This is a genomic window from Homoserinibacter sp. YIM 151385 (assembly GCF_027912415.1).
Taxonomy (GTDB): Bacteria; Actinomycetota; Actinomycetes; order Actinomycetales; family Microbacteriaceae; genus Schumannella.
Genome location: NZ_CP115175.1, coordinates 285,731 through 299,556 on the forward strand (window position 1 = coordinate 285,731; position 13,826 = coordinate 299,556).

The following is a 13,826-nucleotide window of genomic DNA, read 5'->3' on the forward strand; positions in this document are numbered from 1 at the left end:
GTGCCGTCCAATCCAGGGTTCGATCCGCTGAAGAAATCGATGTGATTCGACTGTGCGCCCTCGAATACCGATATTGCGTCGAACTGGAATGGCAAAATCTGCGATTCTTTCGCTATCGTCAAGTCCATGAAGGATCTCGTCACCCTCGGGCAGCGGATGCGGCACTTCCGCGGGGAGGCCGGGCTCACGCTCGAGCAGCTGGGGCAGCTCGTCGGCGTCGCCGGCAGCCAGCTCTCCCTCATGGAGAACGGCCGTCGCGAGCCGCGGCTCAGCGTCCTCACCGCGATCGCGGAGCAGCTGGGGGTGCCGCTGGCTGAGCTCCTCGAGGAGCGGCCGCCGAGCCCGCGCGCCGCCCTCGAGATCGAGCTCGAACGGGCGCAGCGCGGCACCGCCTACGCCGAACTCGGCCTCCCCGTGATCCGCGCGGGTCGCACCATGGGCGACGACACGCTGGAGGCCATCGTCGGCCTGCACCGCGAGCTCGCCCGGCGCGCGCGGGAGGCCATCGCGACACCCGAGGAGGCCCGCCGCGTCAACACCGAGCTCCGGCAGCGCATGCGCACCGAGGACAACGCGCTGCCGTGGATCGACGAGCTCGCCGAGGCGCAGCTCGCCGCCGTCGGCCACAGCACGGGCGCCCTCACCCACCGCTCGGTCTCGAGGATGGCGGAACGGCTCGGCTTCGAGCTCGTGCACGTCCCCGACCTCCCGCACTCGGCCCGCTCCGTCACCGACCTCGAGAACGGGCGGATCTACCTGCCGCCGGCGTCCATCCCGGGCGGCCACGGCCTCCGGTCGATGGCGCTCCAGGCGATCGCGCACCGGCTCCTCGAGCACGAGGCGCCCGTCGACTACGCCGACTTCCTCCGCCAGCGGCTCGAGATCAACTACTTCGCGGCCGCCTGCCTCATGCCGCGGGCGCAGTCGGTCGAGTTCCTGCGGCGCGCGAAGGCCGACCGCGACATCGCGGTCGAGGACTTCCGCGACGCCTTCGGGGTGACGCACGAGGCGGCGGCGCTCCGCTTCACGAACCTCGCGACCGAGCACCTCGACATGCGCGTGCACTTTCTGCGGGTCGGCGACGACGGCGCGGTCTCGAAGGCCTATGAGAACGACGGCCTCCGCCTCCCGGTGGATGTCACGGGCTCGGCCGAGGGCCAGATCGTGTGCCGGCAGTGGGCCGCCCGCCGTGCCTTCGCGCGGACGAACCGGACGACGGAGTTCTACCAGTACACCGACACCCCCGAGGGCACCTTCTTCGAGTCGACCCAGATCGGCACGGGCGACGGCGAGGAGTTCTCCATCACGATCGGCGTGCCCTTCGCCGAGTCGAAGTGGTTCCGGGGCCGCGAGACGGGGCGCCGCGAGCACTCGCGCTGCCCCGACGCCTCATGCTGCCGCCGGCCGTCCGCCGAGCTCCGCGAGCGGTGGGCGGGTCGCGCCTGGTCGAGCGCGAAGGTGCACGCCCACATCTTCTCGCCGCTGCCCTCCGGCACCTTCCCGGGCGTCGACGATCGCGAGCTCTACGAGTTCCTGGAGACGCACGCCGGCTCCTGAGCCGGAGATCGGGGCACGGCGCGCTCCGGAGCGTCAGCGCTGATCGAGCGCCAGCGCCCAGGCGCCCGCGCCCGAGACGTCGACGACGATGTCGCCGCCGGCGGTCTCGACGGGCTCGCTCTCGCCCGCCGTGATGGCGGTGCTGTCGAGTCGGCGCTCGATCAGGATGCCCGAGTCGTCCGAGACGCGGACCGTCAGCGAGGCGCCCGAGTCCGGGACCGCCCAGGACAGGCGGAGCTCGGCGCCCGGGTCCGCGACCGTGCCCGACATGGTGACGGCGCCGTGGCCGGAGCCCGAGGAGATCCGCTCCCAGCCGGCCTCAGGAGCCGGAAGCGCGCTCGCGTCCACGGGTGGGCCCGCGTCGGCGCTCTGCCGCGACTGCCAGGGCTGCGTGACGCCGGCACCCGTGCCGCCTCCGGCGAGCACGAGGATCGCGACGATCCACGCGACGACGTGCGCGGTCGACGAGCCGCGCACCCGGCGCCCCTCGGCGTCCCGCGAGATGCCGATCAGCGTGAAGATCACATCCAGCAGGTACCAGAAGCCGAAGCCGCCGACGGTCACGAGCTTGAGGATCGCGGTGCCCCACTTGCCGAGGTACATCCGGTCGATCCCGAGGCCGCCGAGGAAGACCGAGAGGATCCAGGTGACGATGAAGGACTTCGGGGAGGGGAGCTCGCGGAGGTCGTCGCGTGCGGTCATCGTCCGAGTCTGCACGCGGAACCCGGCGAGGTCGAGCCGGGCGGCCTCCACCGGCGCGGCGAGCGGTCGATCGCACGGATCGCTGTGCGGACGTTTCAGCGCGTGTCGCGCAAGAGCTGGTGCACGGCAGCATCGACACGGTCGCGCACCTCTGCCTCGGGACGTGGCTGGTAGGCCAGCTGGGTCGCCGCCCCCTGGAGCAGCGCCAGGATCGCCCAGCCGGTCCGCTCGGCGTCGATGTCGCGGGAGACCTCTCCTTCACGCTTCGCGCGGTCGACGAGCTTGGAGAACAGATCTCTGAGGTGATCGTCGCTCGCGGCGAGGGCGTGCGCGATCGCAGGGTCGTTCATGGCGTGCTGGGCGAACGCCTCGGCTTGTCGCTGGGCCGCTGCGCGGGCCTCGTCGAGGGGCAGGATGCACACGGCCAATTCGGTCAGCCACTCGCGCAGGGTGGGGCGGCCGGGTTCCCCTTGCGGCAGCGGGACCGCCACCTGACGAAGGCGCGAGAAGGCGGCGGCGATCATGTCGAGCTTGGTCGGGAATGCCTTCTGCACGGAGCCGACGGAGCACTTCGCCGTCGCCGCGACGGTGCGAAACGACAATGCGGCCATCCCGCCGCTGCTGATGACGGTGAGGGCGGCATCGGCGAGAGCTTCCTGGCGGCCCGTGAGGTCAAGCGGGAGCGGGCTGTTCGCGCTCATCGTCCGTGTGCTTTCGCTGGGTGCGCCGAGCGACGACCATCGAGTAGATGAGGATGATCGTGGATGCCAAGCCGAGGCCGATCAACGCGACCGGCGTCGTCTGATCGCCGGCGAGGAGATTGACGAAGTTCCACGCGGCATGCCAGGCGGCCGCAGGCCATATGCTGCCGGTCGCCAGGACGAGTCGCGCGGCCGCGATCCCGAACAGGAGCGCGAACACGAGTTGCAGCGCGGCATCGAGGGCCGGCTCTCCACCGGCGAGGTTCGCCAGATGCAAGATCGCGAACAGGGCCGCGCTGCCGTACACCGCCGCTCTGACTCCCCGGGTTCGCAGCACCGTCACGATGACGCCCCGGAACCAGAGCTCTTCGTTCAGCGCGGTCGCTATGGCGAGCGCCGCGTACGGGAGCCACCGTGCCAGGTCCAGCCCGCCGATCTGCGACACGATCGAGACGAGCACCGCACCGAGAGCCGGCAGGAACCATATCGCGACGTCCGGATTCCTCGGCCGCTGCATCCCGTACGCGGAAAGCCTCGGCCCCGAGCCCCGCATGACGACGAGCCCGACCCCAGCGGACATCACGGCGGCACCGGCCAGGGCGAGGACCGACGCGACATCCGAGAGCTGGAGGATCTGGGCCACCGCCGACCCCGCCGTCATGAACACCACCGGGGCGAGCGCGAACACGATCGAGCTGACCCACGGCCGCCGCCACGTCGGTCGTCGAACCGCCACGGCGTCGTGGCGTGGGGGGCTGTCGTCGAGTGGGGCGCGTGTGGCAGTCACGCGACGAGAATACACTCGTATTCCTCGACGACCGTGCGTCGACGCGAATGGCTCGTCGCGCTCGGCGTGTCCACGAAGCCGGTGCGCGTCGACTGGCGGAGCTGTTCGCGGGTGCGCTCGCGAACGCGAGTGGTGCAGTGGTCGGTTGAGAGCACCAAGCCGATCGGTGACCGTCCCGACTGATGAGGTGCCCCCAGTAGGATTCGAACCTACGGCCTTCTGCTCCGGAGGCAGACGCTCTATCCCCTGAGCTATGGGGGCCAGGGCGCTCTTAGGCTAGCAGGATGACGAGCCCCCGCCGTGACGCCCCGTCCCCCTGGCGCACGAGGCTCCGCGAGCTCCCCGTGTTCGCGCCCGACACCCCGGGCCTCGACCTCGATGCCGCGCCCGCCGAGCCGCTCGCGCTCCTCGCCGGGTGGCTCGACGATGCGATCGAGGCGGGCGCGCTCCAGCCGCACGCGGCCTCGCTCGCGACCGTCGACGCGCTCGGGCGGCCCTCCGTCCGCACCCTGATCCTCAAGGACCTGGATGCCGAGTCGGCCTGGTTCGCGACGCACGATGCGAGCGCGAAGGGCCGCGACCTCCTCGGCGGCTCGGAGGCGGCGCTGCTGCTGTACTGGCGCGAGCGCGGCCGCCAGGTGCGCCTCACGGGGCCCGCGGAGCGGGCGGATGCCGAGGTCTCGGCCGCCGACTTCCTGGCGCGGCACCCGGAGGCCCGGGCCCGGATCATCGCGGCGCCGCCCTCGGGGCCCATGCCGGGTGAGACGGAGGCCGCGGCGCTCGTGGCGGCCGGTCGGGCGCGGCTCGCCGAGGATCCGGAGCTCGTCGACGCGGGGTGGGGCGCCTGGCGGGTGCGCCCACGGGAGCTCGAGTTCTGGGCCACCTCCGCCGAGCAGGGGCAGGTGCGCCTGCGCTACCGGCGCGACGACGCCGGCGACTGGCTCCGCGAGCGCCTCTGGCCGTGAGGCGGCGATACCGCGCTCAGGGGAGCGCGTCGAGCGCCGCCTCGGCGAGCGGCCGCGCGTCGGCCGCCGACTCGAGGTAGGTTGAGGCGACCGAGACCCTCGCCGACCCCGCGACGACGTCGAGGAGGGCGACGCGGCCGACCCGCGCGAAGCTCGCCTCCTCGCCGAGGCCCGGAACCGCCGTGCCGGCGATCGCGCCCCGCAGCAGCCCCGCATCCGGCCCCGGCTGGGCGACCGCCACATCGATCGTGTCGGCGCTCGACTCGTGCTGCCAGCGGCAGGCGGTGCCGTCCGCCGCGAGCGCCGCCGCCCCCGGGCTGCCGGTCTCGGGCGTCCAGTCGTCGAGGAGCGCGAAGTTCGGGTTGAAGCCGTAGACGAGCTCCGCGGGCACGAGCTGCTCGCAGGAGATGCGGAGCGCGGCGGGTCCCGCGGGCCGCTCGGTCGGCGCCGGGGCCGCGCTCTCACCGGGCCCGGGCTCGCTCGAGGCGCTCGGCTCGGGCGCGCCGGACCCGCCGGGGCCAGGAGCCGCCCCCGGCACGCAGGCGGCGAGCGGCAGGAGGAGCAGCGGGGCGGCGACGACGGCGAGGAGGCGGGGGAGTGCGGCCATCCCGTCATCATGCCGCCGACGGGCGCCCGGGCGGGGGAGCGCCCCGCGATAGGATCGGACCTCGTGAATCCCGCTGAGCTCTCCGCCCTCCTCCTCGACGTCGTCCGCCCCGCGGTCGAGCGACGCGGGGGCTCGGTCGAGGCCTCGCAGATCGTCCTCGAGCGCCCGCGCAGCCGGGAGCACGGCGACTGGGCGTCGAATGTGGCGATGCGCCTCGCGAAGCCGCTCGGCGCGAACCCCCGCGAGCTCGCGCAGGAGATCGCGACGGCGCTCGCCGAGCAGGCCGGCATCCGCACGGCCGAGGTCGCGGGCCCCGGGTTCATCAACATCCGGGTGGATGCGGCGGCGGCGGGCGAGCTTGCCCGCACGATCGTCGAGGGCGGCGAGGCCTACGGGCGCGGCGACCTCTACGCGGGCGTCCGCATCAACCTCGAGTTCGTCTCCGCGAACCCGACGGGCCCCATCCACCTCGGCGGCACGCGCTGGGCCGCCGTCGGCGACTCGCTCGCGCGCATCTTCGCGGCCGAGGGCGGCGAGGTCACCCGCGAGTACTACTTCAACGACCACGGCGCGCAGATCGACCGCTTCGCGCGGAGCCTCGTCGCGAGCTTCCTCGGCGAGCCGGCACCGGAGGACGGCTACGGCGGGCTCTACATCCCCGAGATCGCGGCGCGCGTGCTCGACGCCTATCCCGGCGACCTCGCCGCGCTGCCCCGTGCGGAGCAGCAGGAGGTGTTCCGCGAGCTGGGCGTGCAGTTCATGTTCGGCGACATCAAGGCCTCGCTCCACGAGTTCGGCGTCGACTTCGACGTCTACTTCCACGAGAACGACCTCCACGACTCGGGCGCCGTCGAGCGGGCGGTCGCCCGCCTCCGCGAGCTCGGGCACATCTTCGAGGCGGACGGCGCGACCTGGCTGCGGACGACGGAGTTCGGCGACGACAAGGACCGCGTCGTCATCAAGTCCGACGGCGAGGCCGCGTACATCTCCGGTGACCTCGCCTACTACCTCGACAAGCGCGAGCGGGGCTTCGAGCGGAACCTGATCATGCTCGGCGCCGACCACCACGGCTATGTGAAGCGCCTCATGGCGATGACGGCGGCCTTCGGCGACGAGCCCTACGTCAACCACGAGATCCTCATCGGCCAGATGGTGAACCTCGTGCGCGAGGGCGAGGCGGTGCGGATGTCGAAGCGCGCCGGCACGGTCGTCACGATGGAGGATCTCGTGGGCGCCGTCGGCGTGGATGCGGCGCGCTACGCGCTCTCGCGCAGCTCGGTCGACAGCTCGATCGACATCGACCTCGACCTGCTCACGCGCCGCACGAACGACAACCCCGTCTTCTACGTGCAGTACGCCCACGCCCGCACCGCGGCGGTCGCCCGCAACGCGGCCGCGGCGGGAGTCGACCGCTCGGTCTTCGAGCCCGGGCTGCTCGAGCACGAGACGGAGTCGGCGCTGCTCGGCCTCCTCGCGGAGCTGCCGCGCGTCGTCCGGCAGGCGGCGGAGCTCCGTGAGCCGCACCGGATCGCCCGCTACGCGGAGGAGCTCGCGGGCGCCTACCACCGCTGGTACGACAGCTGCCGGGTGACCCCGCTCGGCGAGGCGCCCGTCGAGGACGTGCACCGCACGCGCCTCTGGCTCAACGACGCGACCGGCCAGGTGCTCCGCAACGCGCTCGGCCTCCTCGGCGTCTCCGCTCCGGAGCGGATGTAGCCGTGGCCGAGCCGGAGGCCCGCACGGCGCCGCTCCCCGTGGTCGAGGAGCCGGCCGAGCCGCGTCGTCGCCGCCGTCGCTGGCCCTGGGTGATCCTCGGCATCCTCGTGCTCCTCGTCGTCGCGTTCTTCGTGCTCGACGGGATCGCGAAGCAGGTCGCGCGGGACATGGCGCGAGCGCGCATCGTCGAGGTGCTCGGCCTGCCCTCCGAGGAGGGCGTCGAGGTCTCGGTCGGCGAGGGGCCGATCCTCATCCAGGCGCTTCGCGGGCGCCTCGACCAGCTCGACGTCTCGATCGCCGAGGCGGAGTTCAACGGCCTGACCGGCTCGGTCGAGGTCGCGGCGCGCGGGGTCCCGCTGTCGGAGGGCGCGCCGGTGACCGCGCTCGACATCTCCGTCGCGGTGCCGGAGGAGTCGCTCGCGGGCGCCGCCGAGAGCTTCGGCGGGATCCAGCTCTCGGGGCTGGACCTGCGCGACGGCGAGATCGTCGCGGAGAGCGCCTTCGAGGCCTTCGGGCTCTCGATCCCGGTCGGGATGTCGTTCGCGCCGACCGCCTCGGGCGGCGCGCTCGTGCTGGAGCCGACGACGCTCCTCGTGAACGGCGCCGAGCTCGACGCGCGGGAGCTCCGCGAGGGGCCGTTCGGCTTCGCGGCCGACCAGGTGCTCGCCCAGCGCAGCATCTGCGTCGCGGAGTCGCTGCCGGAGGCCCTCCGCCTCGAGGGCGCGGAGGTCGAGGGCGCGCGCCTCGTCCTCGACATCACCGGCGACGGCGCCCCGCTGGGCGGTCCCGGGCTCGCGGAGAAGGGCAGCTGCTCGTGAGCGGCGAGCGGATCCCCGTCCTCGTCGACTGCGATCCCGGCATCGACGACGCCGCGGCGCTCCTCTACCTCCTCGGGCACGAGCGGGTCGACGTCGTCGGCATCACGACCGTCTTCGGCAACAACACGGCGCCGGTCTGCGCCGTCAACGCGCTGCGCATCCTCGAGCTCGTCGGCCGCGCCGACATCCCGGTCGCGATCGGCGCGGAGGCGCCGCTCGACGGCACGCTCGACTTCGTCTCGACGAGCGTCCACGGCGAGGACGGCCTGGGGGATGCCGGCCTCCCGCCGCTCCGCGGGGCCCGCCCGGTGGAGGAGGACGCGGTCGCGCTCATCGACCGCCTCTCGCGCGAGCACGAGGGCCGGCTCCAGCTGCTCGCGGTCGCGCCGCTCACCAACCTCGCCCACGCGCTCGACCGGCTGCCCGGCGTCGAGGAGCGGGTCGCGCGGGTCGTGATCATGGGCGGCGCGGCGGATGCGCCCGGGAACGTGACGCCCGCGGGGGAGGCGAACATCATCCACGACCCCGAGGCGGCGCAGCGCGTCGTCGCGGCAGGGTGGGAGACGGTGCTCGTCCCGCTCGACGTCACGATGCGGGACCTGATGACGGAGGCCCACCTCGACCGCCTCCGGGCCGAGGGCGGCGAGGTCGCGCGCTTCATCGCCGATGCGAGCGAGTTCTACTTCGACTTCTACCTCGAGGACTCCTACGACGTGCGCTGCGCGGCGCAGCACGATGCGCTCGCGGCCGGCGTGCTGACGGGCGACGTCGTCCCGGTCTCGGCGCCGCGGCTGCCGGTCGAGGTGGACTGCAGCGACGGACCCGGCCGCGGCAAGACCTGGGTCGACACCCGCCAGCGCTACCGCGGCTTCCGCGGTGCGCCCGAGGGCAACTGCACGGTCGTCCTCGAGACCGACGGACGGTTCGCGGAGCTCCTCGTCGATCGCCTGGTGCGCTTCCGGATCTAGCCCGCCGGCACGACGGATCGGGATGCCTCCCGCGATTCGCTAGCATGGTCCCGGCTTCAGGGATCAATCCGGGTCCGCTCGCCTCACCATCGCTCGACGCTCGCGCCATCCGCGCCCGCACCTCGTGAGGCTCATGTCCGACAACCCGCTCGCACCCGCCTGGCTCGTCCGCCCCGCGGACCCCGACGCGCTCGCGCCGCTCGTCTGGCCGGCCTCCGCCGCGCGCGACGAGGCCGGCGCGATCCGCCTCGCCGGCGTCGCCGCGACCGAGCTCGCGCGCGAGCACGGGACGCCGCTGTACGTCCTCGACGAGGACGAGGCCCGCGGCCGGGCGCGCCGCATCCGGGAGGCCGCCGAGGAGTCGATGGGCGCGCTCGGCGCCCGGGCGCACGTCTACTACGCGGGCAAGGCCTTCCTCTCGGCGGAGGTCGTGCGCTGGATGCGGGCCGAGGGACTCCGGATCGACGTCTGCAGCGGCGGCGAGCTCGCACTCGCGCTCGCGGCCGGCGCCGAGCCCGCCGAGCTGGGCCTCCACGGCAACAACAAGAGCCTCGCCGAGATCGACCGCGCGGTCGAGGTCGGCGTGGGCGCGATCGTCCTCGACAGCGTCGTCGAGGTCGAGCGCGTCGCGCGCGCCGCCGAGCGGCACGGCCGCGTCCAGGGCGTGCGCCTCCGCATCAACAGCGGGGTGCACGCCTCCACGCACGAGTACCTGGCGACCGCGCGCGAGGACCAGAAGTTCGGCATCCCCATCGCCGACGCGCACGGCGTCGTCGACGCGATCCGCGCCGAGCCCTCCCTGCGGCTCCTCGGCCTCCACTCGCACATCGGCTCGCAGATCTTCGACGCGGCGGGCTTCGGCGAGGCCGCGCGCCGGCTCGTCGGCCTGCACGCGCGCCTGCTCGAGGGCGGGCCGGTGCCCGAGCTGAACCTCGGCGGGGGCTTCGGGATCGCGTACACCCCGGTCGACGACCCGGCTCCCGCGGAGCAGATCGTGGGCGAGATCGCCCGAGCCGTGGGGGAGGCCTGCGCCGAGCGCGGCATCCCGGTGCCCGACCTCGCCCTGGAGCCCGGACGCGCGATCATCGGCACCGCGGGCGTCACCCTCTACGAGGTCGGGACGACGAAGGATGTCCACGTCGCGCTCGAAGGGGATGCCGGCACGGCCGTCCGCCGCTACGTCTCGGTCGACGGCGGCATGAGCGACAACCTGCGCACGGCGCTCTACCACGCCGACTACACGGTCCGCCTCGCCGGCCGCCGCTCGAGGGCCGAGCCGGCGCTCGCGCGCGTCGTCGGCAAGCACTGCGAGTCCGGGGACATCGTCGTGCGCGACGACTACCTGCCGGGCGACGTCGCCCCCGGCGACCTCGTCGCGGTCCCTGCGACCGGCGCCTACTGCTTCTCGCTCGCCTCGAACTACAACTACCTCGCACGCCCCGCCGTCGTCGCCGTGCGCGACGGCGCCGCACGCGTGCTCGTCCGCCGGGAGACCGAGGCGGACCTGCTCTGCCGCGACGCCGGCATCCCCCGTCCGACCACCGGAGAAGAGTCCCGATGATCGAGTACCGCAACATCCGCATCGCCCTCCTCGGGGCGGGCAGCGTCGGCGCCGAGGTCGCCTCGCTGCTGCTCGAGCAGGGCGAGGAGCTCGGGGAGCGCGTCGGCGCGGGCCTCGAGCTCGTCGGCGTCGCCGTCCGCGACCTCGATTCGCCGCGCACGGCCGACATCCCGCGCGAGCTCCTCACGACCGACGCCGAGTCGCTCATCCTCGGCGCCGACATCGTGATCGAGCTCATCGGCGGGCTCGAGCCCGCCCGCAGCCTGCTGCTGACCGCCCTCAACTCGGGCGCCGACGTCATCACGGCGAACAAGGCGCTCCTCGCGACCCACGGCCACGAGCTCTTCGAGGTCGCGGAGCAGCTCGGCGCCCAGCTGTACTACGAGGCGGCCGTCGCGGCGGCGATCCCGATCATCCGCCCGCTCCGCGAGAGCCTCGCGGGCGACCGCATCGAGCGCATCTACGGCATCGTCAACGGCTCGACGAACTACATCCTCGACCGCATGGACGCCGAGGGCATCAGCGCCGAGGAGGCGCAGCGCGTCGCCCTCGAGCTCGGCTACCTCGAGGCCGACCCCACGCTCGACGTCGAGGGCCACGACGCCGCGCAGAAGGCCGCGATCCTCGCCGGTCTCGCCTTCCACACCGCGATCCCGCTCGAGTCGGTGCACCGCGAGGGCATCTCGGGCGTCACGCAGGAGCAGGTCTCGGCCGCGCGCGCCGCGGGCTTCGTCGTGAAGCTGCTCGCCGTGTGCGAGCGGCTCCAGGATCCCGACACGGGGGAGGACGGCGTGAGCGTGCGCGTCCACCCCGCGCTCATCCCGCGCGACCACCCCCTCGGCGCCGTCCACGGCGGCAACAACGCGGTCTTCCTCGAGGCCGCCGCGGCGGGCCCCCTCATGTTCTACGGCGCGGGCGCCGGCGGGCTCCAGACCGCCTCCGCCGTCCTCGGCGACGTCGTCTCGGCGGCGCGCCGCCACGTCATCGGCGGCCCCGGCGTCGCCGAGTCGACCCACGCGAACCTCCCCGTCCTCCCCATCTCGAAGGTCACCACGCGCTACCAGGTGACCCTCGAGGTGCGCGACGAGCCCGGCGTGCTCGCCCGCATCGCGAGCGAGTTCTCCGAGCACGGCGTGTCCGTGGAGGCCGTGCAGCAGAGCGTGTCGGCAGCGGCCGCGGGCGGTCCTGAGGACGGCCCCGCGACCGCTACCCTGGTGATCGGCACGCACGCGGCGAGGGAAGCCGCGCTCTCCGCGACGGTCGCGGCGCTCGAGGCGAGCGCCGTCGTCGAGTCGGTGTCCAGCGTGCTGCGAGTCGAAGGAACCTGAGCAATGGCCCAGCAGTGGCGCGGCGTCGTCCGCGAGTACGCCGACCGTCTCGACGTGAGCGACGCGACCCCGATCGTGACGCTCGGCGAGGGCGGCACCCCGCTCATCCCGGCTCCCGCGCTCGAGGCGCGCACCGGCGCACGCGTGTGGGTGAAGTTCGAGGGCATGAACCCGACGGGATCCTTCAAGGACCGCGGCATGACGATGGCCGTCACGAAGGGGGTCGAGCACGGCGCGAAGGCGGTCATCTGCGCCTCGACCGGCAACACCTCCGCCTCGGCCGCCGCCTACGCGACGCACGCGGGGATCACGGCCGCCGTCCTCGTGCCCGAGGGGCGCATCGCGATGGGCAAGCTCGCGCAGGCGATCGCGCACGGCGCCGAGCTCCTCCAGGTGCAGGGCAACTTCGACGACTGCCTGGACATCGCGCGCGATCTCGCCGCGAAGTACCCCGTGCACCTCGTGAACTCGGTCAACAACGACCGCATCGAGGGGCAGAAGACCGCCGCGTTCGAGGTCGTCGAGGTGCTGGGCGACGCCCCCGACTTCCACTTCATCCCGGTCGGCAACGCCGGCAACTACACGGCCTACCACCGCGGCTACCGCGAGGACCTCGATCGGGGGGCGACGACCCGTCTGCCCCGCATGTTCGGCTTCCAGGCCGAGGGCAGCGCGCCCTTCGTCCGCGGCGAGGTCGTCCGCGACCCCGACACCATCGCGACCGCGATCCGCATCGGCAACCCGGCCTCCTGGGAGCTCGCGCTCGCCGCCCGCGAGGACAGCGACGGATACTTCGGCGCGATCTCCGACGAGAAGATCCTCGAGGCCCACCGCATCCTCTCCGCCGAGGTCGGCATCTTCGTCGAGCCCGCCTCCGCGATCAGCGTCGCCGGCCTCCTCGAGCGCGCCGAGGCGGGCGCGATCCCGAAGGGCGCGACGGTCGTCCTGACGGTCACGGGCCACGGCCTCAAGGACCCGCAGTGGGCGCTCCGCGGCCCCGACGGCGCGGATGTCGCCCCCACGGTCGTGCCGGTCGACACCAAGGCGATCGCCGAGGTCCTCGGACTCGGCGGCGGCGCATGAGCCTCATCGGCCGCTCCGTCGCCGTCAAGGTCCCCGCGACCACCGCGAACCTCGGCCCCGGCTTCGACACGCTCGGCCTCGCGCTCGCGGTCTACGACGAGCTCGTCGTGACCGCGGTCGCCGAGCCCGGCGCGCACGTCGAGGTGCACGGGGTGGGGGAGGGCGAGGTCCCGACCGACGAGTCGAACCTCGTCGTCCGGTCGATCGCCTACGCCTTCGACGCCTACGGCCAGGAGCTGCCGGGCCTGCGCATCGTCGCCCACAACGGCATCCCGCACGGCCGCGGCATGGGCTCCTCGGGCGCCGCGATCGTCTCCGGGATCATGGCCGCGAAGGGGCTCCTCGAGGGCGTCGTCGACATCGACGCCCAGGGCCTCCTCCGACTCGCGACCGCGCTCGAGGGGCACCCCGACAACGTCGCGCCGGCGCTCTTCGGCGGGCTCACGATCGCATGGATGACGCCGGACGGCCCGCAGCACAAGAAGCTCATCGTGCACCGCGGCGTCTCGCCCTACGTGGCGGTGCCCGAGTCCAGCACCATGTCGACGGCGCTCGCGCGCAGCCTCCAGCCGGCGTCCGTGCCCCACGAGGACGCGATCTTCAACGTCTCGCGCTCGGCCCTGCTCATCGCGGCCCTCATCCAGAGCCCCGAGCTGCTCCACGCGGCCACCGAGGACAAGCTCCACCAGAGCTACCGCGCCAGCGCCATGCCGGAGACGGACGCGCTGATCCAGGTGCTCCGGCAGGAGGGCCTCGCCGCGGTCGTCTCGGGCGCGGGACCGTCGATCCTCGTCCTCGGGAGCGACCCCGCCCAGCGGCTGCGCGCGGCGGAGCTCGTCGCCGAGCACGCCGCCTCGCCGTGGCGCTCGCTCATGCTGGCGGTCGACTTCCGCGGTGCTACAGTGGTACCGCATTCGGCCGACGCCGTCGCCTAGCCGCACCCGAGAACTCGAGCGGCGGGCAGCGGAACCGCCGATGCTCTCCTCGGGCCTCGACCATCTGGTCGCGGCTCTCCATCGGTTCAGTGCTCTGC

General features: G+C 73.3%; 13 protein-coding genes and 1 tRNA gene. 9 read left to right on the forward strand and 5 right to left on the reverse strand.

The genetic code is table 11. The features are described 5' to 3' along the window. Positions 1 to 126 precede the first annotated feature (126 nt). Positions 127 to 1,557: a helix-turn-helix transcriptional regulator gene (locus tag OF852_RS01400; protein WP_271120031.1), complete on the forward strand. Its 1,431-nt coding sequence runs from the start codon at positions 127 to 129 to the stop codon at positions 1,555 to 1,557. Positions 1,558 to 1,590: 33 nt separating this feature from the next. Here the strand turns inward: OF852_RS01400 and OF852_RS01405 are convergent, their stop codons facing one another. From OF852_RS01405 to OF852_RS01420, 4 genes are all read right to left on the reverse strand, one after another. After that, the gene (locus OF852_RS01405) at positions 1,591 to 2,259 is read right to left on the reverse strand and encodes a TM2 domain-containing protein (protein ID WP_271120032.1); all 669 of its coding nucleotides are present in this window, start codon (positions 2,257 to 2,259) and stop codon (positions 1,591 to 1,593) included. A gap of 95 nt (positions 2,260 to 2,354) precedes the next feature. Beyond that, positions 2,355 to 2,960, reverse strand: coding sequence for a TetR/AcrR family transcriptional regulator (locus OF852_RS01410; RefSeq protein WP_271120033.1), 606 nt, complete (start codon positions 2,958 to 2,960; stop codon positions 2,355 to 2,357). Then, positions 2,932 to 3,747: a CPBP family intramembrane glutamic endopeptidase gene (locus tag OF852_RS01415; RefSeq protein ID WP_271120034.1), complete on the reverse strand. Its 816-nt coding sequence runs from the start codon at positions 3,745 to 3,747 to the stop codon at positions 2,932 to 2,934. The genes OF852_RS01410 and OF852_RS01415 overlap by 29 nt, the downstream gene beginning before the upstream one ends. Before the next feature lie 188 nt (positions 3,748 to 3,935). Next, a tRNA-Arg gene (locus OF852_RS01420) sits at positions 3,936 to 4,008 on the reverse strand. A 23-nt stretch (positions 4,009 to 4,031) separates the two neighbouring features. Between OF852_RS01420 and OF852_RS01425 the strand changes: the two genes are divergently transcribed. Beyond that, complete coding sequence (locus OF852_RS01425; RefSeq protein ID WP_271120035.1) at positions 4,032 to 4,712, forward strand: pyridoxine/pyridoxamine 5'-phosphate oxidase; 681 nt, start codon at positions 4,032 to 4,034, stop codon at positions 4,710 to 4,712. 16 nt (positions 4,713 to 4,728) lie between these two features. Here the strand turns inward: OF852_RS01425 and OF852_RS01430 are convergent, their stop codons facing one another. Continuing rightward, positions 4,729 to 5,319 carry a hypothetical protein gene (locus tag OF852_RS01430; protein ID WP_271120036.1) on the reverse strand — a complete coding sequence of 197 codons (591 nt, stop codon included), beginning with the start codon at positions 5,317 to 5,319 and terminating at the stop codon, positions 4,729 to 4,731. 63 nt (positions 5,320 to 5,382) lie between these two features. Between OF852_RS01430 and argS the strand changes: the two genes are divergently transcribed. From argS to thrB, 7 genes are all read left to right on the forward strand, one after another. Next, positions 5,383 to 7,035, forward strand: a complete 1,653-nt coding sequence (argS, locus tag OF852_RS01435; protein ID WP_271120037.1) for an arginine--tRNA ligase — start codon at positions 5,383 to 5,385, stop codon at positions 7,033 to 7,035. Positions 7,036 to 7,037: 2 nt separating this feature from the next. After that, on the forward strand, positions 7,038 to 7,853 hold the full coding sequence (locus OF852_RS01440) for an LmeA family phospholipid-binding protein (RefSeq protein ID WP_271120038.1): 816 nt from the start codon (positions 7,038 to 7,040) through the stop codon (positions 7,851 to 7,853). Continuing rightward, positions 7,850 to 8,821: a nucleoside hydrolase gene (locus OF852_RS01445; RefSeq protein WP_271120039.1), complete on the forward strand. Its 972-nt coding sequence runs from the start codon at positions 7,850 to 7,852 to the stop codon at positions 8,819 to 8,821. Before OF852_RS01440 ends, OF852_RS01445 begins: the two co-directional genes overlap by 4 nt. A gap of 133 nt (positions 8,822 to 8,954) precedes the next feature. Then, complete coding sequence (lysA, locus tag OF852_RS01450) at positions 8,955 to 10,382, forward strand: diaminopimelate decarboxylase (RefSeq protein WP_271120040.1); 1,428 nt, start codon at positions 8,955 to 8,957, stop codon at positions 10,380 to 10,382. Beyond that, complete coding sequence (locus OF852_RS01455; protein WP_271120041.1) at positions 10,379 to 11,710, forward strand: homoserine dehydrogenase; 1,332 nt, start codon at positions 10,379 to 10,381, stop codon at positions 11,708 to 11,710. The genes lysA and OF852_RS01455 overlap by 4 nt, the downstream gene beginning before the upstream one ends. Positions 11,711 to 11,713: 3 nt before the next feature. Beyond that, positions 11,714 to 12,793 carry a threonine synthase gene (gene thrC / locus OF852_RS01460; protein ID WP_271120042.1) on the forward strand — a complete coding sequence of 360 codons (1,080 nt, stop codon included), beginning with the start codon at positions 11,714 to 11,716 and terminating at the stop codon, positions 12,791 to 12,793. Then, positions 12,790 to 13,728 carry a homoserine kinase gene (gene thrB, locus OF852_RS01465; protein WP_271120043.1) on the forward strand — a complete coding sequence of 313 codons (939 nt, stop codon included), beginning with the start codon at positions 12,790 to 12,792 and terminating at the stop codon, positions 13,726 to 13,728. The genes thrC and thrB overlap by 4 nt, the downstream gene beginning before the upstream one ends. The last annotated feature ends 98 nt before the right edge of the window (positions 13,729 to 13,826 follow it).